23 protein-coding genes and 4 tRNA genes are annotated in these 25,839 nt (G+C 67.2%); 19 read left to right on the forward strand and 8 right to left on the reverse strand.

All coding sequences use genetic code 11. The features are described 5' to 3' along the window. Positions 1 to 107 precede the first annotated feature (107 nt). Positions 108 to 197 (reverse strand) — tRNA-Ser (locus B0E52_RS09625). Positions 198 to 373: 176 nt separating this feature from the next. Continuing rightward, a complete protein-coding gene (locus B0E52_RS09630) occupies positions 374 to 1,165 on the reverse strand; it encodes a sterol desaturase family protein (protein ID WP_077483606.1) in 792 nt (263 codons plus the stop codon). 92 nt (positions 1,166 to 1,257) lie between these two features. On the opposite strand from B0E52_RS09630, the gene B0E52_RS09635 reads away from it, so the two are divergent. Further along, entirely contained in the window at positions 1,258 to 2,289 is a 1,032-nt protein-coding gene (locus B0E52_RS09635) for a helix-turn-helix domain-containing protein (RefSeq protein ID WP_077483607.1), read from the forward strand. Between the two features lie 10 nt (positions 2,290 to 2,299). Here B0E52_RS09635 and ppsA read toward each other — a convergent pair whose 3' ends face one another. Beyond that, the gene (gene ppsA / locus B0E52_RS09640) at positions 2,300 to 4,672 is read right to left on the reverse strand and encodes a phosphoenolpyruvate synthase (RefSeq protein WP_077483608.1); all 2,373 of its coding nucleotides are present in this window, start codon (positions 4,670 to 4,672) and stop codon (positions 2,300 to 2,302) included. A 232-nt stretch (positions 4,673 to 4,904) separates the two neighbouring features. On the opposite strand from ppsA, the gene B0E52_RS09645 reads away from it, so the two are divergent. Both B0E52_RS09645 and B0E52_RS09650 read left to right on the forward strand, forming a co-directional pair. After that, the gene (locus tag B0E52_RS09645; RefSeq protein WP_077483609.1) at positions 4,905 to 5,720 is read left to right on the forward strand and encodes a pyruvate, water dikinase regulatory protein; all 816 of its coding nucleotides are present in this window, start codon (positions 4,905 to 4,907) and stop codon (positions 5,718 to 5,720) included. 41 nt (positions 5,721 to 5,761) lie between these two features. After that, positions 5,762 to 6,220: a DUF1249 domain-containing protein gene (locus B0E52_RS09650; protein WP_077483610.1), complete on the forward strand. Its 459-nt coding sequence runs from the start codon at positions 5,762 to 5,764 to the stop codon at positions 6,218 to 6,220. Positions 6,221 to 6,279: 59 nt separating this feature from the next. On the opposite strand, the gene B0E52_RS09655 is transcribed toward B0E52_RS09650, so the two are convergent. The 3 genes from B0E52_RS09655 to B0E52_RS09665 all read right to left on the reverse strand — a co-directional run bounded on the left by B0E52_RS09655 (position 6,280) and on the right by B0E52_RS09665 (position 6,616). Further along, a tRNA-Asp gene (locus B0E52_RS09655) sits at positions 6,280 to 6,356 on the reverse strand. A gap of 40 nt (positions 6,357 to 6,396) precedes the next feature. Then, positions 6,397 to 6,472 (reverse strand) — tRNA-Glu (locus B0E52_RS09660). Positions 6,473 to 6,540: 68 nt separating this feature from the next. Continuing rightward, positions 6,541 to 6,616, reverse strand: a tRNA-Ala gene (locus tag B0E52_RS09665). 169 nt (positions 6,617 to 6,785) lie between these two features. On the opposite strand from B0E52_RS09665, the gene B0E52_RS09670 reads away from it, so the two are divergent. The 5 genes from B0E52_RS09670 (at position 6,786) to B0E52_RS09690 (ending at position 11,754) form a co-directional block, all read left to right on the forward strand. Further along, a complete protein-coding gene (locus B0E52_RS09670; protein WP_077483611.1) occupies positions 6,786 to 8,555 on the forward strand; it encodes a cation:proton antiporter in 1,770 nt (589 codons plus the stop codon). Between the two features lie 191 nt (positions 8,556 to 8,746). Next, positions 8,747 to 9,505, forward strand: a complete 759-nt coding sequence (locus B0E52_RS09675) for an FKBP-type peptidyl-prolyl cis-trans isomerase (RefSeq protein ID WP_077483612.1) — start codon at positions 8,747 to 8,749, stop codon at positions 9,503 to 9,505. A 124-nt stretch (positions 9,506 to 9,629) separates the two neighbouring features. Beyond that, the gene (locus B0E52_RS09680) at positions 9,630 to 10,973 is read left to right on the forward strand and encodes a UDP-glucose/GDP-mannose dehydrogenase family protein (RefSeq protein WP_077483613.1); all 1,344 of its coding nucleotides are present in this window, start codon (positions 9,630 to 9,632) and stop codon (positions 10,971 to 10,973) included. Beyond that, positions 10,973 to 11,185 carry a SlyX family protein gene (locus B0E52_RS09685; protein ID WP_077483614.1) on the forward strand — a complete coding sequence of 71 codons (213 nt, stop codon included), beginning with the start codon at positions 10,973 to 10,975 and terminating at the stop codon, positions 11,183 to 11,185. Before B0E52_RS09680 ends, B0E52_RS09685 begins: the two co-directional genes overlap by 1 nt. Positions 11,186 to 11,202: 17 nt before the next feature. Then, positions 11,203 to 11,754, forward strand: a complete 552-nt coding sequence (locus B0E52_RS09690) for a DUF2058 family protein (RefSeq protein WP_077483615.1) — start codon at positions 11,203 to 11,205, stop codon at positions 11,752 to 11,754. Positions 11,755 to 11,825: 71 nt separating this feature from the next. Here B0E52_RS09690 and B0E52_RS09695 read toward each other — a convergent pair whose 3' ends face one another. Together B0E52_RS09695 and B0E52_RS18560 are read right to left on the reverse strand one after the other, a co-directional pair. Continuing rightward, on the reverse strand, positions 11,826 to 13,889 hold the full coding sequence (locus B0E52_RS09695) for a 3-hydroxyacyl-CoA dehydrogenase NAD-binding domain-containing protein (protein WP_077483616.1): 2,064 nt from the start codon (positions 13,887 to 13,889) through the stop codon (positions 11,826 to 11,828). A 33-nt stretch (positions 13,890 to 13,922) separates the two neighbouring features. Then, the gene (locus B0E52_RS18560; protein ID WP_168174169.1) at positions 13,923 to 14,162 is read right to left on the reverse strand and encodes a hypothetical protein; all 240 of its coding nucleotides are present in this window, start codon (positions 14,160 to 14,162) and stop codon (positions 13,923 to 13,925) included. Between B0E52_RS18560 and B0E52_RS09700 the strand changes: the two genes are divergently transcribed. The 11 genes from B0E52_RS09700 to recO all read left to right on the forward strand — a co-directional run bounded on the left by B0E52_RS09700 (position 14,161) and on the right by recO (position 25,838). After that, complete coding sequence (locus tag B0E52_RS09700) at positions 14,161 to 14,649, forward strand: hypothetical protein (protein WP_343124498.1); 489 nt, start codon at positions 14,161 to 14,163, stop codon at positions 14,647 to 14,649. The genes B0E52_RS18560 and B0E52_RS09700 overlap by 2 nt on opposite strands. Continuing rightward, positions 14,646 to 16,859, forward strand: coding sequence for a bifunctional diguanylate cyclase/phosphodiesterase (locus tag B0E52_RS09705; RefSeq protein WP_077483618.1), 2,214 nt, complete (start codon positions 14,646 to 14,648; stop codon positions 16,857 to 16,859). Before B0E52_RS09700 ends, B0E52_RS09705 begins: the two co-directional genes overlap by 4 nt. 167 nt (positions 16,860 to 17,026) lie before the next feature. Beyond that, positions 17,027 to 17,641, forward strand: a complete 615-nt coding sequence (gene rpoE / locus B0E52_RS09710; RefSeq protein WP_077483619.1) for an RNA polymerase sigma factor RpoE — start codon at positions 17,027 to 17,029, stop codon at positions 17,639 to 17,641. Beyond that, entirely contained in the window at positions 17,638 to 18,312 is a 675-nt protein-coding gene (locus tag B0E52_RS09715) for a sigma-E factor negative regulatory protein (protein WP_077483620.1), read from the forward strand. Before rpoE ends, B0E52_RS09715 begins: the two co-directional genes overlap by 4 nt. A 121-nt stretch (positions 18,313 to 18,433) precedes the next feature. Further along, positions 18,434 to 19,915 carry a DegQ family serine endoprotease gene (locus B0E52_RS09720; RefSeq protein ID WP_077483621.1) on the forward strand — a complete coding sequence of 494 codons (1,482 nt, stop codon included), beginning with the start codon at positions 18,434 to 18,436 and terminating at the stop codon, positions 19,913 to 19,915. A gap of 179 nt (positions 19,916 to 20,094) precedes the next feature. Further along, positions 20,095 to 21,885, forward strand: a complete 1,791-nt coding sequence (gene lepA, locus B0E52_RS09725; protein WP_077483622.1) for a translation elongation factor 4 — start codon at positions 20,095 to 20,097, stop codon at positions 21,883 to 21,885. Positions 21,886 to 21,909: 24 nt separating this feature from the next. Beyond that, positions 21,910 to 22,824, forward strand: coding sequence for a signal peptidase I (gene lepB, locus B0E52_RS09730; RefSeq protein WP_077483623.1), 915 nt, complete (start codon positions 21,910 to 21,912; stop codon positions 22,822 to 22,824). 116 nt (positions 22,825 to 22,940) lie between these two features. Beyond that, complete coding sequence (locus B0E52_RS09735; protein WP_077483624.1) at positions 22,941 to 23,324, forward strand: DUF4845 domain-containing protein; 384 nt, start codon at positions 22,941 to 22,943, stop codon at positions 23,322 to 23,324. Positions 23,325 to 23,335: 11 nt separating this feature from the next. Further along, on the forward strand, positions 23,336 to 23,995 hold the full coding sequence (rnc, locus tag B0E52_RS09740) for a ribonuclease III (RefSeq protein ID WP_077483625.1): 660 nt from the start codon (positions 23,336 to 23,338) through the stop codon (positions 23,993 to 23,995). A gap of 72 nt (positions 23,996 to 24,067) precedes the next feature. Continuing rightward, positions 24,068 to 25,003, forward strand: coding sequence for a GTPase Era (gene era / locus B0E52_RS09745; RefSeq protein ID WP_077483626.1), 936 nt, complete (start codon positions 24,068 to 24,070; stop codon positions 25,001 to 25,003). 124 nt (positions 25,004 to 25,127) lie between these two features. Beyond that, positions 25,128 to 25,838 carry a DNA repair protein RecO gene (recO, locus tag B0E52_RS09750; protein ID WP_077483627.1) on the forward strand — a complete coding sequence of 237 codons (711 nt, stop codon included), beginning with the start codon at positions 25,128 to 25,130 and terminating at the stop codon, positions 25,836 to 25,838. Position 25,839: the final 1 nt, after the last annotated feature.

A 25,839-nucleotide genomic window follows, 5' to 3' on the forward strand; every position in this document is an offset into this window, starting at 1 on the left:
CGGCTGTCCAAAATTGCTCCGGGCAATTTTGTCGAACCGAGTGGGTTCGTCCACACCACCCTCTCCGCCAGACACAAAAACGCCCCGCGAGGGGGCGTTTTTGTGTCTGGCGGAGAGGGTGGGATTCGAACCCACGGTACGCTTACACGTACGCCTGATTTCGAGTCAGGTACATTCGACCACTCTGCCACCTCTCCAAAGGGGTCGCGTGGTCTGCGCGAGCCGGCGATTTTACGTGCTGGCCGGGGCCGTGACAAGCGCGGGCGGACCGGCTTGTCATGCCGGGCTGGTCGGCCAACTGGCTTCCCGGTCAGTCGCAGTCAGGTGTCGACCGCGGTATCCGGGTTCGGCGATGGGGCTGATGCCTGATCCACTACTGCGGCGGAGCCGATCTTTCCGGCTCTCCGTGCGTGAGCGGATTCACCGAGACCTCGCGGAACAGCAGCATGTCGCGGAGGCGCGACGAGGCGCCGTCGTAGAACCCCGTTGCGGGGGCGAAGTCGCGCGGGTTGTCGAAGGTGCCGAAGAGGATGTCGAACAGCGGCACGTCAGCATAGTTGTTGCGGTGCCGTCCGCGCGCATGGTGCCAGGAGTGGCTCTCGGGTCGCTGGACGATGCAGCCGAGCCAGCGCGGTGTGCGCACATTGGTGTGCTGGAAGATCGACAGCAGGGTGAAGACGAGTAGGGCCGTCGTCGTCGCCGACGCGGACAGGCCGACGACCAGGGGCAGCGCGAGGCTCGACATCGCCGTCCAGCCGATCATGTCCAACGGATGGAACCAGAACGCGCTCCAGGTATCGACGCGCTCGGCGCTGTGATGCATCTGGTGCAGGCCACGCCACAGTAGGTCGGAGGCGTGCATGCCGCGGTGGTAGAAGTAGCCGAGGCCTTCGTAGACGAGGACGCCGACGAGGGCGCCAGTCGCGGTACCAAGGTGGCTGAGGTCGAAAAACTGCCACGACAACAGGTACTCGGTCCACAGCAGCGGCAGGTAGGTGGACAGCGTGAAAAAGAGTGCGAACGCGGCCAGTCCGCGCATTCGCCATGCAGGTGTCCGGGGCAATTCGCGTGCAGGGAAGAAATGCTCCCAGAGGATCAGTGCCGCGTAGAGTGCGAAGACGGTCAGGGAGATCGGATCGAGCAGGACTTCAATCGGCGTGGGCATGGCGGCCTCCGGTTTGCCTGGTACGGGTTACGATAACCCGCACGTCAGCCACAGCCCCCAGTCATTTCGGCAGCGAATCGGACGGATCGGCCATGACCGCAGCCCGCCAGCCCATGATCGCGATCCTTGCCGTACCCGAGACCTCGGCATCGGTCCTTTACGGCATGTACGACCTGTTCCGCTCGGCCGGCCGCGACTGGAACATGGCCATTGGCGGTGATGCGGGGCCGGGCGTCGTGCAGCCCGTCGTTGTCGCCACGCGCGAAGGCTCGTTCCCGATCGTCAACGACATCCACGTGACGCCGGAGACGACGATCGATCGCATCGGCTGCCCCGATGTCGTCGTCATTCCCGATCTGGCGGTCGATCCGGACGATCCTCGCAACCGCGAGCGCTTCGCGACCGAGATCGCTTGGCTCAGGGATTGCCATGCGCGCGGGGCGGTACTCGCTTCGGCCTGCTCGGGCGCCCTGCTGTTCGCCGAGGCCGGTCTGCTCGACGGCTGCGATGCGACGACGCACTGGGCCTTCGCCGACGCGATCGCGCGGCGCCACCCGCGCATCCGCATGCGTCCGGAGAACGCGCTGGTCGTCACCGGCGAGGGGCATCGCCTGGTCATGGCCGGGGGAGGTACCTCATGGGCCGACCTCGCGCTGTATCTGATCGCCCGCCTCGCCGGCGTCGAACAAGCCATGGGCACGGCACGCATGAACCTCGTCGAATGGCATGCGGTCGGCCAGCAGCCGTATGCGCGGCTCGCGCGTTCACGCCAGTCCGGGGATGCCGTGGTCGCGCGCTGCCAGGTCTGGATTGCCGAGCATTACCAGGAACCGGCGCCGGTCGCCGCGATGGTGCGCCTGAGCGAATTGCCCGAGCGGACCTTCAAGCGGCGCTTCCGGCTTGCGACCGGGCTGTCACCGCTCGAGTACGTCCACACGCTGCGCCTGGAGGAGGCCAAGCAGATGCTCGAAGCCGGCGACGAACCGATCGAGGCGATCGCCAATGCGGTCGGCTACGAGGACGCGGGCTTTTTCGGCAAACTGTTCCGGCGCAAGGTCGGGCTTGCGCCGGTCCAGTACCGGCGCCGCTTCGGGGCGATGCGGCGCTCGTTGTCGTCAGTCTGACGCGGAGGGCTCAGCCGGCCTTCTTCTTCGCCAGCTTCAACCAAGTATCGACCACCGTATCCGGGTTCAGCGAGACCGACTCGATGCCCTGGTCCATCAGCCACTCGGCCAAATCCGGATGATCGCTCGGCCCCTGGCCACAGATGCCGATGTACTTGCCCTTGGCGCGCGCGGTCTGGATCGCCATCGCCAGCAGCTTCTTCACCGCCGGATTCCGCTCGTCGAACAGGCCGGCGACGATGCTGGAGTCGCGATCCAGGCCGAGCGTGAGCTGGGTGAGGTCGTTCGAGCCGATCGAGAAGCCGTCGAAGATGTCGAGGAACTCGTCGGCGAGCAGGGCGTTGGAGGGGACCTCGCACATCATGATGAGCTTGAGGCCGTGCTCGCCCTGCTTGAGTCCGTTCTTCGCCAGCACCTCGACCACCTTGCGGCCTTCGTCCAGCGTGCGCACGAACGGGATCATCACCCACACGTTGTCCAGTCCCATCGTCTCGCGCACGCGCTTGACCGCCTTGCACTCCAGCCCGAACGCCTCGGCGAAGCTGGGATCGACGTAGCGGCTGGCGCCGCGGAAGCCGATCATGGGGTTTTCCTCGTGCGGCTCGTAGCGCGAGCCGCCGAGCAGGTTGGCGTATTCGTTGGATTTGAAATCGCTCATGCGCACGATCACCGGCTTCGGGTACACCGAGGCGGCGATGGTGGCGATGCCTTCGGCGAGGCGATCCACGTAGAACTCGACCGGGCCCGGGTAGCCGGCGACGCGCGCGTCGATCTTTGCCTTGGTCTCGGCGTCTTGCTTGGCGTATTCCAGCAGCGCCTTCGGATGCACGCCGATGTGGCTGGCGATGATCATCTCCAGGCGGGCGAGGCCGATGCCGGCGTTCGGCAACATGCCGAAGTCGAACGCGCGCTCGGGGTTGGCCACGTTCATCATGATCTTCAGCGGCGCCTCGGGCATCGCGCCGAGGTCGGCGGTGATGCGCTCGAACTTCAACTGGCCCGCGTAGATCGTGCCGGTATCGCCCTCGGCGCAGGACACGGTGACCTCGGTGCCGTCGGGGATGCTGTCCAGCGCGTTGTGCGTGCCCACCACCGCCGGTACGCCCAGCTCGCGCGCGATGATCGCGGCGTGGCAGGTGCGGCCGCCGCGGTTGGTGACGATGGCGCTGGCGCGCTTCATCACCGGCTCCCAGTCGGGGTCGGTCATGTCGGCTACCAGCACGTCGCCGGGCTGCACCTTGTTCATGTCGGCCAGCGAGCGGATCACACGCGCCTTGCCGGCGCCGATCTTCTGGCCGATCGCGCGGCCTTCGGCCAGCACCTTGCCCTTCTCGCCGAGGTGGAAGCGCTCGAGCTGGGTGGCGTGGGCGCGCGACTTCACAGTCTCCGGGCGCGCCTGCACGATGTAGAGCTTGCCGGTGTGGCCGTCCTTCGCCCACTCGATGTCCATCGGGCGGCCGTAGTGCTGCTCGATGATCAATGCCTGCTTCGCCAGGGATTCCACGTCGGCGTCGCTGATGCAGAAGCGGTTGCGCAGCTCGACCGGGGTGTCCTCGGTCTTCACGCGCTCGCCGGGCTGGTTCGAATAGACCATGCGCAGCTGCTTGGCGCCGAGATTGCGGCGCAATACGGCCGGCTTGCCAGCCTTCAGCGTGGGCTTGAACACGTAGAACTCGTCGGGGTTCACCGCGCCTTGCACGACCATCTCGCCGAGGCCGTAGCTGCCGGTGACGAACACCACGTCGCGGAAGCCGGACTCGGTATCCAGCGTGAACAGCACGCCGGCGGCGCCCACGTCCGAACGCACCATCAACTGCACGCCGGCGGAGAGGAACACGTTCTCGTGGGCGAAGCCCTGGTGCACGCGGTAGGCGATCGCGCGGTCGTTGTACAGCGAGGCGAAGACTTCCTTCACCTTGTGCAGCACGTCCTCGACGCCGACCACGTTTAGGAAGGTTTCCTGCTGGCCGGCGAAGCTGGCGTCGGGCAGGTCTTCGGCCGTCGCGGAGGAGCGCACCGCCACCGCGATGTTGTCGGCGCCCGCGTCCTTGCACAGCTTGGCGTAGGCATCGCGGATGGCCTGGTCGAGCTCGGCCGGCAGCGGAGTCTCGGTGACCCACTCGCGGATTTCCTTGCCCGCCTTGGTCAGCGCGTCCACGTCTTCCACGTTGAGGTCGGCGAGACGCGTCTGGATGCGCTGGGCCACGCCGCTCTTTTCCAGGTACTGCTGGAACGCGTCGGCCGTGGTGGCGAAGCCGCCGGGCACCGAGACGCCGAGCTTGGCGAGGTTGCCGATCATCTCGCCCAGCGAGGCGTTCTTGCCACCGACCTTGCCCAGGTCGGTCATGCGCAGTTGGTCGAGCCAAAGCACCAGATGGTTCAAGGGTGTCTCCTCAGGAAGCGCCGCAACGAGTGGAATGGTCACAAAGCAAAGGCCCGAAGCGGGCCGCAAAGGATTGGTATTGTCCGCTGTCGATGGTGCATGGCACAAGAAGACCAATGCCGCCCGGCGCCGAGCCAACTGCATACCAGTCAGGCGCCGGTCAAGCGGCGACAGCTTCCGGACCTTGCGATATGGTGCGCAGCAGGCAGGCGCCACGACCCTTGGACTCCCCATGCAGCGCACGGTTTTCTTCATCTCCGACTCCACCGGCATCACCGCGGAGACGATCGGCAACAGCATCCTCGCGCAGTTCGAGGGGGTGCGTTTCGACAAGCACCGCTTGCCCTTCATCGACGACGCGACCAAGGCCGAGGCGGCCACGCTGCGCATCAAGACGCACTACGCCAAGAGCGGCGAGCGGCCGATCGTGGTCAACACCATGGCCGACCGCGCCCTGTGCGAAATCGTGGCCGCCAGCGGTGCGCTGATGCTGGATGTGTTCGCGCCGTTCATCGGCCCCTTGGAGGATGAGCTGGGCGCAAAGCGTTCCGGTGCGGTGAACCGCTCGCACGGCCTGGTGGATTTCGACAAGTACGAGGCGCGCATCAACGCCACCAATTACGCGCTGTCGCACGACGACGGCATCGACGTGGACTATGCGCAAGCCGACCTGATCCTGGTTGGCGTGTCGCGCTCGGGCAAGACGCCGACCTGCCTGTACATGGCCTTGCATTACGGCGTCAGCGCCGCCAACTACCCGTTGACCGACGAGGACCTGGAAAAACTGGAACTGCCGGCGCGCCTGCGGCCGTACCGCGACCGTCTGTTCGGGCTCACCATCGAGCCCGAGCGGCTGGCGCAGATCCGCGAGCAGCGCCGCGCGGGCAGCCGTTACGCCACGATCAAGCAGTGCCGCTGGGAGCTGGAGCAGGCCGACCGGCTGATGCGCCAGGCCGGCATCCCGTTCCTCAACACCACGCACGTGTCGATCGAGGAGATCGCGAGCAAGATCTTCGCGAGCTTCGGCATCGAGCGCACCATGTTCTGAAACCGCATCCTGCAACCACATCGGAGTAGCCAGCGCCCACCATGAGTGCCGTACTCGACGACCGCCACAGCCTGTTGCCGGGACGCTTCGAGTTCCTGATGGGCCTGTATGCGGAGAACTACCACCGGCTGACGCGGCTGTTCGCGCCGCAGCAGTTGGCGCCGGGGAGCTACGTGTCGGACGTGGACGACGGACTCAACGTGCACCTGGCGGTGCAGGAACGCCATCCCTACACCTTGGAACTGGAACTCACCTACGGTTTCGTCGATGCGCACACCGGCCACCGCGCGCCGTCGGCGCAGTTGCGCATGTACACCGACGCCCACGTGGCCGAGGCGCTGCACTGCCATCCAGGGCGACACCTGTGGCAGGTGCTTGGCCCGTTCGCGCCGGCACACACGGTGTTTCAGCATCGCCTGCAAATGAACGGGTTTCTCGCGCGCTGGCTGGAATACCTGGCGGAGCAGGGACATTCCGTCGGTACGCTTGAGATGTCTTGATGCAACCCCGGATACAACCCAACAAGAAAGCCGCCCGGAGGCGGCTTTCTTGTTGATCGTGGCGGAGCGGACGGGACTCGAACCCGCGACCTCCGGCGTGACAGGCCAGCATTCTAACCGACTGAACTACCGCTCCACATGTGTTTCCAGCAAACGTAACAACGCGTATCGAATCTTGGCGTCCCCACGGGGATTCGAACCCCGGTCGCCACCGTGAAAGGGTGATGTCCTAGGCCTCTAGACGATGGGGACGTTGCTTTTTCGGAAAGTCCGCACTGGAGGTGCGGTCTCTCGCAAAGGACTTGCCTTGAATCAAACGTTGGTGGAGCCAGGCGGGATCGAACCGCCGACCTCCTGCATGCCATGCAGGCGCTCTCCCAGCTGAGCTATGGCCCCGCCGCTGGAAGCCGCAAAGAATAGGCGGGGGTCGCATTTCCGTCAAGCTTTTTTTCAAGAAATTTTCACGCGCTCGACGACGTCGAATCGGCGAGCTTCGCCCGGCCGCGATCACGGCCGGCGCGAGGCATCGTTTAAGCTTCCTGCATCGGCGCAACGAGAGGAAGACATGCACGAGATCGGCTTCATCCGCGACCTCGCGATCGTGATGCTCGTGGCCGGCGCCGCCACGATCCTGTTCCAGCGTTTTCGCCAGCCGGTGCTGCTGGGCTACATCCTGGCCGGCGTGCTGATCGGCCCGCATACGCCGGGCACGTTGGTGGCCGATCCGCGCGCGATCGACGACATCTCCAACCTCGGCGTGGTGCTGCTGATGTTCACGCTGGGGCTGGAGTTCAGCGTGCGCAAGCTGCGCGAGGTCGGCATCGGCGTGCTCGCCGTGGCGGTACTGGAAGTGGGGCTGATGCTGTGGATCGGCGTGGGCCTGGGCAGCCTGTTCGGCTGGAAGGGCATCGACGCGCTGTTCCTCGGCGCGATCATCGCGCTCTCCTCGACGATGGTCGCCACGCGCACGCTCAAGGAAAGCGGCAAGCAGGGCCAGCCGTTCGCGAAGCTGGTGGTGGGCCTGCTGGTGGCCGAGGACGTGCTCACCATCGTGATGCTGACCCTGCTCACCGCGGTGGCGATCGGAGGCACCGTGCATGCGGACACCGCGTTCGCGCTGATCGGCCACCTCGGCCTGTTCGTGGTGGTGGGCATGGTCCTGGGCCTGCTGCTGCTGCCGCGGCTGGTGGATTACGTGGCGGGCTTCGGCCGCGACGAGACCCTGCTGGTGAGCGTGCTCGGCATCTGCTTCGGCGCCAGCCTGCTGGCGGCGTGGATGGGTTTCAGCGTGGCACTGGGCGCGTTTCTTGCCGGCGCGGTGGTGGCCGAGGCGCGCAGCGTGGGGCGCGTGCTGCACCTGATCGAGCCGTTGCGCGACATGTTCGCGGCGCTGTTCTTCGTCGCGATCGGCCTGAAGATCGACCCGGCGATGCTGTGGCAGTACGCGTTGCCGGCGCTGCTGATCGCCGCCGTGGTGATCGTGGGCAAGACGCTGGCCTGTGGACTCGGCATCCTCGCCGTGGGCCACGATGCGCGCACCGCGCTGCGTTCTGGCCTGGGCATGGCGCAGATCGGCGAGTTCTCGTTCGTGATCGCCACGCTGGGCCTGTCGCTGGGTGCGATCAGTGATTTCCTCTATCCGATCGCGGTGGCGGTGTCGGTGCTGTGCATGGCGGTATCGCCCTACCTGGGGCGCTCGGCCGACCACCTAGCCGATGGCCTGTCGCGCATCACGCCACGGCCGCTGCACGTGCTGGCCGACAGCTACAGCGGCTGGCTGGAGAACCTCCGGCCGGTCGACGAGAACGCGGTGCTGGCGGCGATGCTGCGCCGCCTGCTGTGGCATATCGCGGTCAACGTGTTGCTGGTGGTTACGCTGTTCGTGATCGGCGCCTACGTGAATGCACACAGCTGGATCTGGTTCACGCAGGTTGGCATCCATCGCGACCTGCGCCACACGTTGATATGGGCCTGCGCGCTGTTTCTGTCGTTGCCGATGCTGATCGCCGTCTATCGCAAGGCCGAGGCGCTGGGCATGCTGCTGGCCGAGCTGGGCATCCGCGAACGCTACACCGGCAGCTATACGCAGGCGATCCGCAACGTGCTGGCGCGGATGATCCCGCTGGCCACCTTGTTCGCGCTGGCGCTGCTGGTCGGTGCGCTGGGCTCGGCGATCCTGCCGCCGTTCGGCGTGGCGTTGTCGCTGCTGGTGGCCGTCGTGGTGCTGGCGGTGATCCTGTGGCGCACCCTGGTCAAGTTGCATGCGCGGCTGCAGGCCGCGCTGAAGGAGACGCTGGACAAGCCGGAGCCCCCCGAGCATCACCATTCTGCCTGACGCCCGGTGCCCGGCTGCGCCGCGTCGGGCTCGCGCTTTCCGCGGCACCGGCGGAACCTTTCTGCGGCTTGACTGTCGCAAGCAGACCCGATTGCAAGCCCGGCGCGGGCGCCTCACAATGGGCGACCATGCCTCCGCTGTGGGGGCCCGGCCGGCGGCACCGGCATATCCAAAACACGAGGGAATACCGAATGAAGCATTTTCTGCGCCCCACGCTGACGGCCCTTGCGGTGGCCGCGACGCTGGGCATGTCGGCGGGTGCGTTCGCCGCCCAGACGGCTACCAAGGCTGCCAGCGCCAGCGGTACGGTTGACAAGGCCAAGGCCAGCTACGTGGTTGGCTGGGAGATTGCTTCCCAGGTGCCGCCGATCATGCGCGACGAGCTGGACCCGACCGCCGTGGCGAATGCGGTGAAGGCTGCCCTGTCCGGCCAGAAGCCGAGCATGAGCGAGGAAGAGGCCAAGCAGGTGCATGACGCCTTCATGGCCAAGATCAAGGCCAAGTACGAGGCCGAGATGACCAAGCTGGCGGCCAAGAACAAGGCCGAGGGCGACGCCTTCCTCGCCAAGAACAAGACTGCGCCGGGCGTGAAGACCACCGCCTCGGGCCTGCAGTACCAGGTGATCAGCCAGGGTACCGGCGCCCGCCCGGGTCCGAACGACACGGTGAAGATCGACTACACCGGTACGTTCGTCGACGGCCAGGTGTTCGACGCCTCGTCCAAGCACAATCCGCCGGGCGCGGCCGACATCCCGCTGGCCGGCGTGATCCCGGGCTTCCGCGAAGGCCTGCAGCTGATGCAGGTGGGCGGCCATTACAAGCTGTTCATCCCGTCAGCCTTGGCCTACGGCGCCGAGCCGCAGCCGCCGATGCCGCCGAACGCCACGCTGATCTTCGACGTGACGCTGGTCAGCACCAAGCCGACGCCGGCGGCTCCCGCCGCCAAGTAAGCGCGGCTTCGGCAGTCAATCACAAGAGGGCGCGAAGCGATTCGCGCCCTCTTGCTTTGTCCCTGCGCGGCAACGACCGCGCGGTTAGAATGCACGTTCCGTTCGAAGAGGAATCGGCAGCACGATGAAAGTCACGATCTTCGGCACCGGCTATGTCGGCCTGGTCACCGGCGCCTGCCTCGCCGAGATGGGCAACCACGTGGTCTGCGTCGACATCGACGCGGGCAAGGTCGAGCGCCTGCTGCGCGGCGAGATCCCGATCTACGAGCCGGGCCTGGAACCCATCGTGCGGCGCAACCACGCCGACGGCCAGCTCGATTTCACCACCGATGCCGCGGCCGGCATCGCGCACGCCGAGGTGATCTTCATCGCGGTGGGCACGCCGCCCGACGAGGACGGCAGCGCCGACCTGAAGTACGTGCTGGGCGTGGCGCGCACCATCGGCCGGCACCTGGATCGCTATGCCGTGGTGGTGAACAAGTCCACCGTGCCGGTGGGCACTGCCGACCGCGTGCGCACGGCGATCGCGGCCGAGCTGGCGACGCGTGACGCTGCGATCCAATTCGACGTGGTCTCCAACCCCGAATTCCTCAAGGAAGGCGACGCGGTGGAGGACTGCCTGCGTCCCGACCGCATCGTCATCGGCAGCTCCAGCGAGCGGGCGGTGGCCGTGCTGCGCAAGCTGTACGCGCCGTTCAACCGCAACCACGAGCGCACCGTGGTGATGGACGAGCGCTCGGCCGAACTGACCAAGTACGCCGCCAACGCGATGCTGGCGACCAAGATCAGCTTCATGAACGAGATCGCCAACATCGCCGAGCGCGTGGGCGCAGACGTGGAACTGGTGCGCCAGGGCATCGGCGCCGATCCGCGCATCGGCTACCACTTCATCTATCCGGGCGCGGGCTACGGCGGCTCCTGTTTCCCCAAGGACGTGCAGGCGCTGGAACGCACCGCGCGCGGCGCGGGCTACGCGGCGCGCCTGCTGGGGGCGGTCGAGGCGGTCAACCACGATCAGAAGACCAAGTTGTTCGAACTGATCTCGCGCCACTTCGATGGCGACCTGGAGGGCAAGACCATTGCGCTGTGGGGGCTGGCCTTCAAGCCGAACACCGACGACATGCGCGAGGCCTCCAGCCGCCGCCTGATGGAAGCGCTGTGGGATGCCGGCGCCTGCGTGCAGGCCTTCGATCCGGAAGCGCGCGAGGAGACCCGACGCATCTACGGCGAGCGCAACGACCTCGTGCTGTGCGAGCACGCCCGCGACGCATTGCAAGGCGCCGATGCGCTGGCCATCGTCACCGAATGGAAGGCCTTCCGCAGCCCGGATTTCGCGCGCATCCGCGCCCTGCTCAAGACGCCGGTGATCTTCGACGGTCGCAATCTCTACGATCCGGCGGCGGTGGAAGAGGCTGGCCTGGCCTACTACGGCATCGGCCGTGGCCGCAGCTTGCGCGTGGCACGCTGATGGACGCGATCGAGCAGCGCCTCGCCGATCTCGAAGTGCGGCTGACCTTCATCGACGACACCGTGCAGGCGCTGGCCGGCGCAGACGCCGAGCAGGCGCTGCGCATCGTCCAACTGGAACAGCTGGTGCATCATCTGCGCCAGGAACTGCAGAGCGTGCGGCTGGGCGCGACGTCCGATCCGCACAGCGAACCGCCGCCGCCTCATTACTAAAACACGACATCCCATCCATGAGTGAATCACTGCGCGATCAGCTGCTCAAGAGCGGCCTCGTCAAGCAAATCCGCGAGGAAAGGCGCGGCAACGAAGGCAACGGCAAACCGACTGCCAAGCCGCACAGCCACGGCGGCAAACCGCCGACGCCGCGGCGCAACCAGGAAGACATCGACCTGGCCAAGGCCTACGCGATCCGCGCCCAGGCCGAGGCGGGCGAGCGCAAGCGCGCCCAGCAGGAAGCCGAGGAACAGGCGCGACTGCGCCGCGAGCGCAAGCAGAAGATCCAGCAACTGCTGGACGGCAAGGCCTTGAACAAGGCCGAGACCGAGTTGGTGCGCAATTTCGAGTACGGCGGCAAGATCCGCCGCGTCCATGTCGATGCCGAACAACTGGCGGCGCTCAACGCGGGCGAGCTGGGCGTCGTACAGCAGGCCGGACGCTATCTGCTGGTCGGCCGCGAGATCGCCGAGCTGGTGCGCGCGATCGATGCCCACCAACTGGCCTTGTTGGTCGATCCAGATGCAGCAGCTGACGACGACGGCGTGCCCGACGATCTGGTCTGGTAGGCCGCTGCACTACCTTCTGACGAAAACGCCCGGTCATGAGCCGGGCGTTTTCACATGCGATGAGCATGAATTCAGAGCGTGTCGGTACTCGCCGCCAGCGCCGGATGATCCCAGCCTTCCTTGGGCGTGAACCGGGCGCCATGGCGCTGCGCCAGTTGCTCCAGCCTAGCCTTCACCTTGTCCGCGCCTTCGCTGCGCAGGTACTGGATCGGACCGCCGCGGAACGGCGCGAAGCCGGTGCCGAAGATCACGCCGGCATCGAGCAGGTCGGCGTCGTCGACCACGCCGTCGGCGAGGCAGGCCACCGCCTCGTTCACCATGGCGAGGATCATGCGATCCGTCAGGTCGGGCGCGGGATGGTAGTCGGGATCGACTTCCGGCTTGATCGGCTTGCCGTCCTGCCAAACGTACAAGCCCTGACCGTCCTTCTTGCCACGCTTGCCGGCGTCGAGCTTGTCCTCCAGCCCCGGTGGCAGTTCCAGGCCGAGGAAGGGCGACAGCTCCTTGCCGACCGAGGCGCATACGTCCAGACCCACGGTGTCGGCCAGTTCGATCGGCCCCATCGGCATGCCGAAAGCCTTCGCCGCCTTGTCCAGCACGGGGCCGGGCACGCCCTCGTTGTATAGGCGCAGCGCTTCCAGCAGGTAGGGCATCAGGATGCGGTTGACCAGGAAGCCAGGCGTGCCTTTCACCGCCACCGGCAGCTTGCCGATCGCCTTGCAGAACGCCAGTGCGCGCTTCTCGATCGCCGGGTCGAGCGCGTCGTGGCGCACCACTTCCACCAGCGGCATCTGCGCCACCGGGTTGAAGAAATGCAGGCCGAGGAAACGCTGCGGTGCCTTGAGCTGCTTGCGCAGCTCGTCCAGCGGGATGCTGGAGGTGTTGCTGGCGAGGATCTCGTCGCTTTGGAACTGCGGCTCGATCGCGGCGTACAGCGCCTGCTTGGCCTCGGCGTTCTCGTAGATCGCCTCGATGGCGAGGTCGGCACTGGCCACGCCCTTGCCTTCGACGTCGGCGCGCAGGCGCGCACTGGCCGCCGCGACCCTCGCCGGCGTCTTCAGTTTCTTCTCGTACAGCTGGCGGGCACGGTCCAGCGCGGGCTGCACGAACTTCATCTCGCGATCCTGCAAGGTGACGTCAAAGCCTTTCAGCGCGGCCCACGCGGCGATGTCGCCGCCCATCACGCCGGCGCCCACCACGTGCACGTGCCGGATGCCGTGCTCGGTGCCGGCGCTCTGGTTCTTCAGTCGCTCCTGCAGGAAGAACAGGCGGATCAGGTTGTGCGCGGTGGGCGTGGTCGCCAGCTTTGCCACCGAGCGCGCCTCCAGCTTCAGTCGCTGGCGGATGTCGCTGCCGCCGCGCTGCCATACGTCGATCAGCGCGAACGGGGCGGGGTAGTGTTCCTTGCGCACCTTGGCAGCGGTCCGCTTCATCACCATCGGTGCAAGGATCTGTCGCGCCGGCCAGCAGTTGGTGAGCCAGGCCTTGGCGCGGCGCGCGAACGGCTGCGTCTGCGGGCGGCGCAGCAGCGCGCGCGCCTCGGCCAGCAATTCGTCGGGTGGCGCCACGCGGTCGACCACGCCCAGCGCGAGCGCACGTTTCGCCGACAGCGACTTGCCTGTCAGCATCAGGGATAGCGCCTCGGTGGCGCCGATCAGCCGGGGCAGGCGTGCCGTGCCGCCCCAGCCGGGGTGGATGCCCAGCATCACCTCGGGCAGGGCGATCTTCGTCTTGTCGTCATCCGCGGCGATGCGCTGGTGGCAGGCCAGGATCAACTCGGTGCCGCCGCCCATGCAGGCGCCGTGCACTGCGGCCACCGTGCGGCAGGTCAGCCGTGCCAGCGCCTCGTACACCTGCTGGCCGTGCTCGATGTTCTCCAGCACGCTGCCCTGTTTCGCGTACGCCACGAATTCCTTGATATCCGCGCCTACCGCGAAGCCGGCGGGCTTGGCGGAATGCACGATCACCCCGGCGGGCTGCTCGATCGCCAGCCGCTCGACGATCTGACCCAGCTCATCCAGCACGTCGCGGTTGATCGCGTTGACGCTGCTGCCGGCGCGGTCGAGGCTGAGCGTGACGATGCCGCGCTCGTCCAGGCTCGTCTTCCAGTGGTTGAAGCGCAATCCTTCGAACATGGGCCGGGGAGGGTGGTGGACGAAGCCCGAACCTTACCGTCCCGTCCGGACGAATGCGAGATGCGCGCCGGAGAGGACTCGCATGGACTTGCGTCGGGTTTCGGAATCTTCCGATCGGTCGAATGTGAAGCGGTTCGCTCCGCTGGTGGCGGACAGGCCCCAGAATGGGCTGAAACCGTGGAGAATGCGCCATGCGTGCCGGCCGACGGTGCACCATCCCGCCAGCCGGCGCCGAACGATCCTGGGAGCCACGATGACATCGATGATGGACATGCCGCTGCCATCTTCCGGTCACGACGTCTTCGAACGGATCCTGGCCGCGCCTGCCGGGGTGGTGGCGGTGCGCAGCGAAGATGGCGCCGCCCTGCTGGAACACTTCCGCGGCATCGCCCGCCACAGCGGGCAGGCGGTGTACCTGTGGCAGCCGGGGCTGGGGCTGTCCAGCCTGCGCGACGCGCATGCGCGCGTGCCGGACGCGCAGCGCCTCGGCCAAGCCTTGCGCTACATGCAGCAGAGCATGCATTTCGGCGTCTACGTGCTGCAGGAACTGGAGTTGCCGCTGGCGGCAGCCGACCTCACCCTGCTGCGGCAGCTGGCGCGGGCGACCACCGGACATCTGCGCCGCGTGGTGCTGCTCAACGCACCACTGGCCCTGGTCGAGCAACTGGGTGAGCTGATCACCTGCATCGACAGCGAACCTGAGTTGCCGCAGCGCCTGCGCCTGCGCGACGGCCGCTGGCTGAGCGGACAACAGGCATGAGCGAAGGCATCCTCGTCCTCGCCGCGCGGCGCGATCTGCGCCGCCGCCTGTTCGACGTGTTCGACCAGTCGGGTTGCCGGCACATCCACAGCGCCCGCGACGCGCAGCACGCGGCGATCCTGCTGGAAGGGCGCCAGCCGCTGCAGCTGATGGTGGCGGTGCTCGGCGACGATGCCGCGCAGGCGCGTCAGTGCTGCGAGCAATTGCGCGCGCTGGATGCCGGGGCCGGCGTACCGATGCTGGCGATCCTCGACGAAGACGCGCCGTTGCAGGCCGCGCAATTGCCCGACGACATCGCCGGCTGGCTGCATGCGGCCCAGATCGAAGCCGAGCTGCTGACGCGCTGGCAGCAACTGCCGCCCGCCGCTGCGCCAGCGATGCCCGCGCAAGGCCGCAGTGCGGCGGAAAACGCACTGGCCCTGCTGGCGCGCATCTTCGCCACCAGCGGCGGCGGCGCCACCCGCGACGCCAGCGCACGGCTGCTGTTCGACGAGATGGCGCTGGATTACCTGGCGGTGTGGCCGGTGCGCAACGAGGGCAGCGAGTTCCTGGCGCCGCTGCTGCAGCTGTGGAACGGCGCGGAACCGGCCTGGCCGCCAATCGAGTCCCAAACGCTGCTGCAGCGCGTCCTCGACGGGGAGCCGGTGCTCTACCGCAGCGAGGCGGTGCAGCGGGTGCCCACCGATCCGCTGCTGCCCTTGCTGGAGCTGTCCGGTTTCGTGGGCCTGCCGCTCCTCGACGAGCGCCGCGTGGTGCTGGGCGCGATGCTGGCCGGCACCCGGCGCGGCTTCGGCGACATGGCGATCGTCGAGCCGCTGCTGCGCTGCGCGGCGGCGCGCTTCGCGCAGGGGCTGGAGCTGGGGCTCACCCGCGAGCAAGGGCGTGCGGAGGGCCTGCTCGACGCGCTCACCGGCTTGCCGAACCGCCTGCTGTTCGGCGACCGGCTGGAATCGATCCTGCGCGAGGCGGTGCGCAACGGCGAATGCTTCGCCGTGCTGTTCGTCGACCTCGACCACTTCAAGGCGATCAACGACACCCACGGCCACGCCGCCGGCGACCAGGTGCTGCAGGAAGTCACCCGTCGCCTGCGCGGCAGCGTGCGCGCCTCCGATACGGTGGCGCGCTATGCCGGCGACGAGTTCACCGTGGTGTTGCGCCACATCGTGAAGAACGACGACGTGCAGCGGGTGGCCGAGAAGATCCTGCAGGTGGTGGCCGAGCCGCTGGAACTGGAGAACGGCACCCGCCTGCAAGTCGGCGTGTCGATCGGCGTGAGCTTCTTCCCCGACGACGCGGCCGATGCGGAAACCCTGCTCAAGCATGCCGACGAGGCGATGTACGCGGCCAAGCGTCAGGGCCGCAACAACTGCCGCATCTACGAGGTGAGCCCTGAGTACGCGCGCGAGCACGGCCTGGCGCTGCGCTCGCGCCTGCGCCATGCGCTGGGCAATGGCGAACTGCGCCTGGTCTACCAGCCGCAGGTCGGCACCGACAGCGAGGACATCGTGGGGATGGAGGCGCTGCTGCGCTGGGAGCACCCCGAGCTGGGGCCGATCAGCCCCGCGGTGTTCATCCCGCTGGCGGAAGAGACCGGCCTGATCGTGCCGATCGGCGAATGGGTGCTGCGCATGGCCTGCCGCCAAGCCCAGGAATGGGAGCAGCGCTACGGCCTGCGCCTGCGCCTGGGCGTGAACCTGTCCGCGCTGCAGCTGATGGAACCTAAGCTGCCGGCCACGGTGTTCCGCGCACTGCAGGAAACCGGGCTCGATCCCACCCTGCTGGAGCTGGAGATCACCGAGAGCATCAGCATCAAGGCCGCGCCGAACCTGGTGGAGAACCTGCAGGCGTTGCACCGGCTGGGCTGCCGGATCGCGATCGACGACTTCGGCACCGGCGCTGCCTCGCTGGACTACCTGCGCAAGCTGCCGGCCGACCGCATCAAGGTCGACCAGAGCTTCGTGCGCAACATCGGCGTGGACCCGGACGACGAGGCGATCGTGCGCGCCACCATCGAGATGGCGCACCGGCTCGGCCGCAGCGTGGTGGCCGAGGGCGTGGAAACCGAGCAGCACCTGGCGTTCCTGCGTGCCCACGATTGCGACGAGCTGCAGGGCTACCTGTTCTGCCGGCCGCTGCCGGTGGTTTCCTTCGAGCGCCTGCTGGCCGAGCGCCAGCAGTTGCTGGGCCAGCCGACCGCCGTGCCGGCTTGAGCCGGGCACCCCTCGTCCCCATGCTCGGTTGACCCAGACGGGTCAACCGATGGCACAGCCGTACGTCAGGGTGGAATCGCTACACTCATGGGTACGCTGAACTTGCGCGCCCGGCCCCGGTCTGAGCAGCGCTCGTTCTGGCACAAGCTCCGCAGCGGAAGACGGCATTGACGACGGAAACGGCCCGCACGGGCGAAAACGAACTGGATCGGGCACTGGTCGAACGCGTGCAGGGCGGCGACAAGCGTGCCTTCGATCTCCTGGTGCGCAAATACCAGCACAAGGTGATCGGGCTGGTCTCGCGCTACGTGAGGAGCCACGCCGAGTGCGAGGACATCGCGCAGGAGTCCTTCATCCGCGCCTGGCGGGCGATCGGCTCGTTCCGCGGCGACAGCGCGTTCTACACCTGGCTGTACAAGATCGCGGTGAACACCGCGAAGAACCACCTTGTGGCGATGGGGCGGCGTCCGCCCACCGACGACATCGACGCCGAGGACGCCGTGTTCCTGTCCGGCGCCGAGCGCATGCACGACAGCGCCACCCCCGAGCGCGAGCTGATGCGGCAGGAAATTGAACATTCGGTGTTTTCCACTGTCCAAGCGCTGCCTGAGGAACTCAGGGTGGCCATCACGCTGCGCGAGGTGGACGGCCTGAGCTACGAGGAAATCGCCGAGGCGATGGGCTGCCCGATCGGTACGGTGCGTTCGCGCATCTTCCGGGCCCGCGAGGCGATCGACGAGAAGTTGCGACCATTGTTGTCGGATCGCGAGGAGCAGACATGAACCAGCCAGACCAGCATGCGCGTGAACACCTTTCGGCCGGCATCGACGGCGAACTGTCGCACGAGGAACTGCGCTTCCTGCTGCGCCGGCTCGACCACGACGGCGAGCTGCGCCGCACCTGGGTGAGCTATCACGTCGCCCGCGACGGCTTGCGCAAACAGCTGCCGCCGCTGGCCGAGGCCGGCTTCGTGTCGCGGGTGATGCTGGCGATCGAGCAGGAATCGGTCGTGGTCGCCATGCCGCGCCACCATCGCTGGCTGCGCTGGTCCGCCGGTGGCGCGATCGCTGCGAGCGTCGCTGCCGCGGCACTGATGATCGCCCAGCCCACCGGCGATGCCGAACGGCACGCGGCCCCGCTGACCGCGCAGGCTGCGCCGCCGGGCATGCCGGTGAAGAGCGCGCCAGCCGCCGCGCCGCAGCCGGAAGTGGCGGTGGTGCCGCCGTGGCTGAGCGGCAAGGCGCCCGGCCTGCTCAGCCAGCGCGCCTCGGCCACGCTGGCTGCGCCGGTCGATGCCGGCCTCTCGCCGTCGTACGGCGGTCGCGGCATGTCGCCGTTTCGCGCGCAGCGCTACCGCACGCTGGACAATCATGACGGCAGCTACCTGATCCTGCTCGACCCGGCCCAGCAGCAAGTGCCGGACGCTCCGCGCCAAGGCGCCAGCGCCCAGTAAGGCGGGACCGCGTGCACGCACCGCGGTCCGCCTCTCCATCCGTTCCGCTCACCCGCGACCCGACCAGGGCCGTCGGTGGCGCGTGTCCGTTCCGAAGCCTGAACCGATCCTAGGAGGCGTCATGAAATCATCCATCCTGCGCAGCTCCCGCCTGAGCCTGCTGGTGTGCTGTGCCCTGGCCGGCACGGTCCTGGCCGTGCCGGTGGTGCAGGCCCAGCCGGCACCTGTCGCGGCCTCCCTGCCGGACTTCACCGGCATCGTGCAGAAGAACGCACCCGCCGTGGTGCAGGTGGAGGCGAAGTACAGCGGTCGCAGCAAGCCGAACGCACGCGGCCTGTCGGGGCAGGGCGGCATGCCGAACGATCCGCAGGCCGAGCTGTTCCGCCGCTTCTTCGGCATGCCGATGATGCCGTCGCCGGCGGAACAGGCGCATACCTCGCTGGGCTCGGGCTTCATCATTTCCGGCGACGGCTACATCCTCACCAACAACCACGTGGTGGCCGATGCCGACAAGGTGATCGTGCGCCTGCAGGACCGGCGCATCCTCGACGCCAAGGTGGTGGGCACCGATCCCACCTACGACATCGCCCTGCTCAAGGTGGACGCGGGCGGCAGCCTGCCCACGGTGAGCATCGGCGACTCGCGTGGCTTGAAGCCCGGCCAGTGGGTGCTGGCGATCGGCTCGCCGTTCGGTTTCGACTACACCGTGACCCAGGGCATCGTCAGCGCGATCGGCCGCAACCTGGGCAGCCAGGACCAGCCCTACACCTCGTTCATCCAGACCGACGTGCCAATCAACCGCGGCAATTCCGGCGGCCCGTTGTTCAACTTGCAGGGCCAGGTGGTGGGCATCAACTCGCAGATCTATTCCGGCACGGGCGGCTACCAGGGCGTGTCGTTCTCGATCCCGATCGACGTGGCGATGAACGCGGTGGAGCAGCTCAAGACCAAGGGCTACGTGACGCGTGGCCAGCTGGGCGTGCTGGTCCAGGCCGTCGATGACGACATGGAGAAGGCCTACAAGCTGCCGGATGCCTCCGGCGCGGCGGTCGCCGAGGTGACCGCCAGCAGCGGCGCGGAGAAGGCCGGTATCCAGCTCGGCGACATCATCCTAGGCTATGACGGCCACGTGATCCGCAGTCCTTCCGACCTGCCGCCGCTGGTGGGCATGACCAAGCCGGGTACGCGGGTGCCGCTGGAGATCCTGCGCAACGGCAAGAAGCAGACCGTGCAGGTCACCATCGGCGCGATGCCGCGTGACCAGGATGCGGTGGACAACGGCGGCGCGGCGCCGGGCGCGAACAGCAGCGGCACCGCCGCGCTGGGGATCACCGTGCAGCCGCTGGACAACGCCACCCGCAAGCAGATGGACCTGAAGTCCGGGCAGGGCGTGCTGGTCGGCGATGTCACCGGCGCGGTGGCGGCGCAGGCCGGCTTGCAGCCGGGCGACGTGATCCTGATGGTGAACCAGCAGCCGGTGGGCAGCGTGGAGGCGTTCCGCGCCGCGACGAAGGACGTGAAGGCCGGTTCCACGGTGCTGCTGCTGGTGCGCCGCGACGGGCAGAACCGCTTCTTCGGCCTGACCGTGCCGGACGGCAAGTAAGGCGAATCCGCTGCGGGCGTCATCGCCATGCGATGGCGCCCGTGCCGCGTCGAGTGGCGAGGGCATGACGCGGGTCAGTTCCATGCGACAATACGGGGTTCGCGTCGCCATTCCGGCGGCGCGCCGCCCGCGCCAGGCGCGGTGGCACCACCCAAGGTACGGCAGGCTCTTCGCGCTCCATGGAACTGATCCGCAATTTCTCCATCATCGCCCACATCGACCACGGCAAGTCCACGCTCGCGGATCGCATCATCCAGATCTGCGGCGGCCTTGCCGAGCGCGAGATGGAAGCGCAGGTGCTGGACAACAACCCGATCGAGCGCGAACGCGGCATCACCATCAAGGCGCAGTCGGTGTCGCTGCCGTACAAGGCGCGCGACGGCAAGACCTACCAGCTCAACTTCATCGACACCCCCGGCCACGTGGACTTCTCCTACGAGGTCAGCCGCTCGCTGGCGGCCTGCGAAGGTGCGCTGCTGGTGGTGGACGCCGCGCAGGGCGTGGAGGCGCAGTCCGTCGCGAACTGCTACACGGCCGTCGAGATGGGCCTGGAAGTGGTGCCCGTGCTGAACAAGATCGACCTGCCCACCGCCGACATCGACAAGGTGAAGGGCGAGATCGAGGCGGTGATCGGCATCGACGCCACCGACGCGGTGGCGATCAGCGCCAAGACCGGCCTCAACGTGGTCGAGGTGCTGGAGGCCATCGTGGCACGCATCCCGCCGCCGCAGCCGCGCGACACCGACAAGCTGCAGGCGCTGATCATCGACTCGTGGTTTGACAACTACCTCGGCGTGATCTCGCTGGTCCGCGTGATGCAAGGCGAGATCAGGCCGGGCGACAAGCTGCTGGTGATGTCCACCGGCCGCACTCACGAAGTGGACGAGGTGGGCGTGTTCACGCCCAAGCGCAAGAAGCTGGACAAGCTTTCCGCGGGCGAGGTGGGCTGGATCAACGCCTCGATCAAGGACGTGCACGGCGCGCCGGTGGGCGACACGCTCACCCACGCCGGCAAGCCTGCTTCCAAACCGCTGCCCGGTTTCCAGACCATGCAGCCGCGGGTGTTCGCCGGCTTGTTTCCGGTCTCGGCCGACGACTTTCCCGCGATGCGCGAGGCGCTGGACAAGCTGCGCCTGAACGACGCCGCGCTGTTCTTCGAACCGGAATCCTCCGAGGCGATGGGCTTCGGCTTCCGTTGCGGCTTCCTCGGCATGCTGCACATGGAGATCGTGCAGGAGCGGCTGGAGCGCGAGTACGACCTCAACCTCATCACCACCGCCCCCACCGTGGTGTACGAGGTGCTGAAGAGCGATGGCACGGTGCTGGCGCTGGACAACCCGGCCAAGCTGCCGCCGGTGCCGCAGATCGAGGAGATCCGCGAGCCGGTCATCGTGGCCAGCATCCTCACTCCGCCGGACTACATCGGCAACATCGTCACGCTGTGCCAGGAAAAGCGTGGCGTCCAGCGCTCGATCCAGTACCTGGCCAGCCAGGTGCAGATCACCTACGAGCTGCCGCTGGCCGAGGTGGTGCTGGACTTCTTCGATCGCCTGAAGTCGGTGTCGCGCGGCTACGCGTCGATGGACTATCACTTCGAGCGCTTCGACGCCGGCCCGTTCGTGCGCGTGGACGTACTGATCAACGGTGACCGCGTGGATGCGCTTTCCCTCATCGTGCATCGTTCGCACGCGGATCGCCGCGGCCGCGAACTGGTCGAGCGCATGAAGGACCTGATCCCGCGCCAGCAGTTCGACGTGGCGATCCAGGCCGCCGTGGGTGCGCAGGTCATCGCGCGCTCCACGGTGAAGGCGCTGCGCAAGAATGTCTTGGCCAAGTGCTACGGCGGCGACGTCAGCCGCAAGAAGAAGCTCTTGGAGAAGCAGAAGGAAGGCAAGAAACGCATGAAACAGGTCGGTCGGGTGGAGATTCCGCAGGAAGCCTTCCTCGCCGTGTTGCGGACAGACAAATAAGAAGCGGCACTCCCAGGAGTAAGCATGGAATTCGACTTTTCCGCGATCCTGCTCGGCCTCACCGTGCTGTTCGGCGTGGTGTGGGGACTGGATCGGCTGTTCCTCTACAAGAAGCGCAAGGCGCGCCTCGACGCGGCCGGCAGCGAGTACCGCGACCCGGCGCCGGTGGACTGGGCGCGCTCGCTATTCCCGGTGGTGCTGGCGGTGCTGGTGCTGCGTTCCTTCGTAGCCGAGCCGTTCCGCATCCCCTCCGGTTCGATGATGCCCACGCTGGACGTGGGCGATTTCATCCTGGTCAACAAGTTCGCCTACGGCCTGCGTCTGCCGGCGTTCAACACCAAGTTCCTCGACCTTGGCGAGCCGAAGCGCGGCGACGTGGTGGTGTTTCGCTGGCCGGGTTATCTGTGCCAAGACGCCAGCGGCAAGCTGGTGCGCAGCGGTGACTACGGCTGCGCCGACCCGCATGCGCCGGTACCCAGCCAGAACTGGATCAAGCGGGTGATCGGCCTGCCCGGCGACAGCATTGAGATCCACGGCTCCGACCTGCTGATCAACGGCAAGCCGGTCACGGCCACCGAGATCGGCCCCTACGTGGGCAACCCGCAGCGCAACGAGGAGCGCCTGATGCTGGACATGGGCGCCACGGTCTGGACCGAGCACCTGCAGCGCGAGGACGGCAAGCTGGTCAACCACCTGATCGCACGTATGCCGGCCTACACCACGCCGAACTCGATCCCGAACCCCGTGGTGCCCTCGAAGGTGCCGCCGGGCTGCTACCTGGTGATGGGCGACAACCGCAACAACAGCACCGACAGCCGCTGGTGGGGCTGCCTGCCGGAGCAGGACTTGGCGGGCAAGGCCTTCATGATCTGGATGAGCTGGAAGGGCTGGGGTGCCGGTGGCGTGGACTTCCACCGCATCGGGACGATCATCCACTGATGTGACGCGGCGGTGGATGCACGCCGCGTGGCCGCTGGCATAATCGGTGCCGGCGGCCTACTCGGTTGCCTGACACAAGCACAACCGGCCGCGCCGGTCACATAGCTGAGGGGACTATGAAAACGAAACAGTCGGGCGTGACCTTGGTCGGATTCCTGGTGATCCTGCTGGTAGTGGGCTTCTTCGGCTACATGGCGATGAAGCTGGTGCCGTCCTATACCGAATACGGTGGCGTGGTGAAGGCGGTGAACCAGGAAGCTTCGAGCGGAACATCGGGCAAGTCACTGGACGAGATCCGTCGCGATCTGATGTTCAAGTTTGACAATCAATACGTTGGCGACAACACCATCAAACCGACCGACATCACGATCAGCCGCGACAACGGCGGTGGCAGTACGCTGCATGTCGTCTACGACAAGGACATCCCGTTCATGTACAACATCGATTTTCTGCTGCACTTCGAGAAGAGTGTGAAGATGCAGGGCAACGTGAACGAGTGAGCCGCCCCCGCTTGACCCTGAACTACCGTTTTTGCGATCCCGAACTTGCCGCGCTGGCGCTGACCCACCGCAGCGTCGGCAAGCCGAACAACGAGCGCCTGGAGTTCCTCGGCGATGCCCTGCTGGGCGCCTTCGTCGCCGAGATGCTGTACGAGGCGCACCCGAAGGCCAGCGAGGGCGAGTTGTCGCGCCTGCGCGCGCAGCTGGTCAACGGCCAGGCGCTGGCGGCGATCGCGCGCGAGTTGGAACTGGGCGATGCGTTGAAGCTCGGTCCCGGCGAGTTGAAGAGCGGCGGTTTCCGCCGCGATTCCATCCTCGCCGACGCGTTCGAGGCGTTGCTGGCGGCGGTCTTCCTCGATGGCGGCCTCGATGACTGCCGGCAGGTGGTGCGCGAGTTGTTCGCGGAACGCATCGCCGCGCTGCAACGCTCCTCCAAGGATGCCAAGACGCGCCTGCAGGAGTGGCTGCAAGGCCATGGCCATGCGCTGCCGCAGTACGAACTGGTCGACAGCCACGGCGAGGACCACGCCAAGGTCTTCGACGTGCGCTGCACGGTGACCGAGCCGCAGCCGTTCAGCGCCGAGGCCAGCGGCTCCAGCCGGCGCCAGGCCGAACAGGACGCCGCCGACAGCGTGCTGGCCCACTTGATCGAGCAGTCGCGCGCCGCCTGAGCAGTCCGCTGCTTGCGGCAGCAAGCGGCACGCGCGACTACAATGCCTCTCCCAGCCCGAGCACCCATTCCCATGGATCATTCCGACGAACCCGTTGCCGACGGCGTGCTGCCGCATGCCGACTATCGCTGCGGCCTGGTCGCGCTGGCCGGTCGCCCGAACGTGGGCAAGTCGACCCTGCTCAATGCGCTGATCGGCTTCCGCCTCTCCATCGTCAGCCCGCGCCCGCAGACCACCCGCCACCGCATTCTCGGCATCGCCAGCAGCGAGGCGGGGCAGATCCTCTATGTCGACACGCCCGGCTTGCACCGCGGCGCCAAGCGGGCGATGAACCGCAGCCTCAACCGTGCCGCGCGAGCGGCGATCAGCGACGTGGACCTGGTGGTGCAGGTGATCGAGGCCGGCCGCTGGACCGACGAGGACGAGGCGCTGTACGCCGCGCTCACCGAGCAGAAGGCGCCGCGCCTGCTGGTCATCAACAAGGTGGACCTCAGCAAGGACAAGACGACCCTGCTGCCGTTCGTCGCCGGCTTGAGCGAGAAGCACCAGTACGACGAGATCCACTACGCCAGTGCGTTGAAGAAGAAGGGCCTGGCCGAGCTGGAGCGGGCCATCCTCGCCCGTTTGCCGGTGCGCGCGCCGGTCTACGGCGAGGACGAGATCACCGACCGCAGCGAGCGCTTCCTCGCCGCTGAGATGGTGCGCGAGCAACTGATGCTGCGGCTGGACCAGGAACTGCCCTATGCCACCACGGTGGAGATCGAGCAGTTCAATGACCGTCCCGACGGAGTCGCCGAGATCCACGCGGTGATCTGGGTGGAGCGCGCCGGCCAGAAGGCCATCGTGATCGGCCAGGGCGGCGCCCAGCTCAAGGCCATCGGCACGGCCGCGCGCCGGCACATGGAGCGCCTGTTCGAGCGCAAGGTCTTCCTCAAGTTGTGGGTGAAGGTGCGCGAAGGCTGGGTGGACGACGAAGCGATGCTGAAGAAGTTCGGCTATACGGATTAGGAGTGGGAGGTGAGGAGTGAGAAGTGAGAGAGAAGCCGGGGATGCTTCTCGCATCATCGCCATTCGCCTTTCGCTGCTTGCGCGGTCCCACTTCTCACTTCTCGTTCCTCACTCCTGATTTTTCATGCGACTCGACCAGCAACCCGCCTACGTGCTGCATGCGCGGCCCTACCGCGAGACTTCGCTGCTGCTCGAATGCCTGACCCGCGACCAAGGCCGGCTCGGCGTGGTGGCGCGCGGGGTGCGTGGCGAACGGGCGAAGTTGCGGCGGGCGCAACTGGAGCCATTCCAGCTGCTGGCGCTGGACCTGCTGTTGCGCGGCGAACTGGCCACGCTGACGGGAGTCGAGACGGTGGGCATGCCGCTGCGACTGACCGGCGATCACGGCCTGGCGGGGCTTTACCTCAACGAGTTGGTGGTGCGGCTCACCGCACGGCAGGATGCCCATCCGGCGTTGTTCGACGCCTATGCCTGCACGCTGGCGCGGCTGGCCGCGGGCGAACCGGCGGGATGGACGTTGCGCCGTTTCGAGCGCGACCTGCTGGAGGCCATCGGCTACGGACTGCAATTGCGCTGCGAGGCCGGCGGCGAGGAGGCGCTGCAGGCGCAGGCACATTACCGCTACGACGTGGAGCAAGGCGCCGTGCGTTGCGCGGCCGGTGCGGCCCGTGCCGTGCGCGGCGGCGACCTGCTGGCGCTGGCCGAAGACCGCATGCCGGACCCCGCGGGGGCGGCGGCGTTGCGGCGGCTGATGCGCGAGGTCATCCGTTACCACCTGGGCGGGGGCGAGCTGCGCGCGTGGCGCATGCTGGCGGGCGTGCAGCCGCGTCGTTGAG

It is taken from the genome of Rhodanobacter sp. C06, from assembly GCF_002001105.1.
Taxonomy (GTDB): Bacteria; Pseudomonadota; Gammaproteobacteria; order Xanthomonadales; family Rhodanobacteraceae; genus Rhodanobacter_A.

Excerpts from the sequence above, each read along its gene's own strand:
- B0E52_RS09695 (WP_077483616.1), bottom strand. The coding sequence starts at position 13,889 with ATGTTCGAAGGATTGCGCTTCAACCACTGGAAGACGAGCCTGGACGAG.
- B0E52_RS09635 (WP_077483607.1), top strand. The coding sequence starts at position 1,258 with ATGACCGCAGCCCGCCAGCCCATGATCGCGATCCTTGCCGTACCCGAG.
- B0E52_RS09630 (WP_077483606.1), bottom strand. The coding sequence starts at position 1,165 with ATGCCCACGCCGATTGAAGTCCTGCTCGATCCGATCTCCCTGACCGTC.
- B0E52_RS09675 (WP_077483612.1), top strand. The coding sequence starts at position 8,747 with ATGAAGCATTTTCTGCGCCCCACGCTGACGGCCCTTGCGGTGGCCGCG.
- B0E52_RS09715 (WP_077483620.1), top strand. The coding sequence starts at position 17,638 with ATGAACCAGCCAGACCAGCATGCGCGTGAACACCTTTCGGCCGGCATC.
- lepA (WP_077483622.1), top strand. The coding sequence starts at position 20,095 with ATGGAACTGATCCGCAATTTCTCCATCATCGCCCACATCGACCACGGC.
- B0E52_RS09720 (WP_077483621.1), top strand. The coding sequence starts at position 18,434 with ATGAAATCATCCATCCTGCGCAGCTCCCGCCTGAGCCTGCTGGTGTGC.
- B0E52_RS09645 (WP_077483609.1), top strand. The coding sequence starts at position 4,905 with ATGCAGCGCACGGTTTTCTTCATCTCCGACTCCACCGGCATCACCGCG.
- era (WP_077483626.1), top strand. The coding sequence starts at position 24,068 with ATGGATCATTCCGACGAACCCGTTGCCGACGGCGTGCTGCCGCATGCC.
- B0E52_RS09680 (WP_077483613.1), top strand. The coding sequence starts at position 9,630 with ATGAAAGTCACGATCTTCGGCACCGGCTATGTCGGCCTGGTCACCGGC.
- B0E52_RS09685 (WP_077483614.1), top strand. The coding sequence starts at position 10,973 with ATGGACGCGATCGAGCAGCGCCTCGCCGATCTCGAAGTGCGGCTGACC.
- B0E52_RS09690 (WP_077483615.1), top strand. The coding sequence starts at position 11,203 with ATGAGTGAATCACTGCGCGATCAGCTGCTCAAGAGCGGCCTCGTCAAG.
- B0E52_RS09700 (WP_343124498.1), top strand. The coding sequence starts at position 14,161 with ATGCCGCTGCCATCTTCCGGTCACGACGTCTTCGAACGGATCCTGGCC.
- lepB (WP_077483623.1), top strand. The coding sequence starts at position 21,910 with ATGGAATTCGACTTTTCCGCGATCCTGCTCGGCCTCACCGTGCTGTTC.
- B0E52_RS09735 (WP_077483624.1), top strand. The coding sequence starts at position 22,941 with ATGAAAACGAAACAGTCGGGCGTGACCTTGGTCGGATTCCTGGTGATC.
- B0E52_RS18560 (WP_168174169.1), bottom strand. The coding sequence starts at position 14,162 with ATGTCCATCATCGATGTCATCGTGGCTCCCAGGATCGTTCGGCGCCGG.
- B0E52_RS09650 (WP_077483610.1), top strand. The coding sequence starts at position 5,762 with ATGAGTGCCGTACTCGACGACCGCCACAGCCTGTTGCCGGGACGCTTC.
- recO (WP_077483627.1), top strand. The coding sequence starts at position 25,128 with ATGCGACTCGACCAGCAACCCGCCTACGTGCTGCATGCGCGGCCCTAC.
- B0E52_RS09670 (WP_077483611.1), top strand. The coding sequence starts at position 6,786 with ATGCACGAGATCGGCTTCATCCGCGACCTCGCGATCGTGATGCTCGTG.
- B0E52_RS09705 (WP_077483618.1), top strand. The coding sequence starts at position 14,646 with ATGAGCGAAGGCATCCTCGTCCTCGCCGCGCGGCGCGATCTGCGCCGC.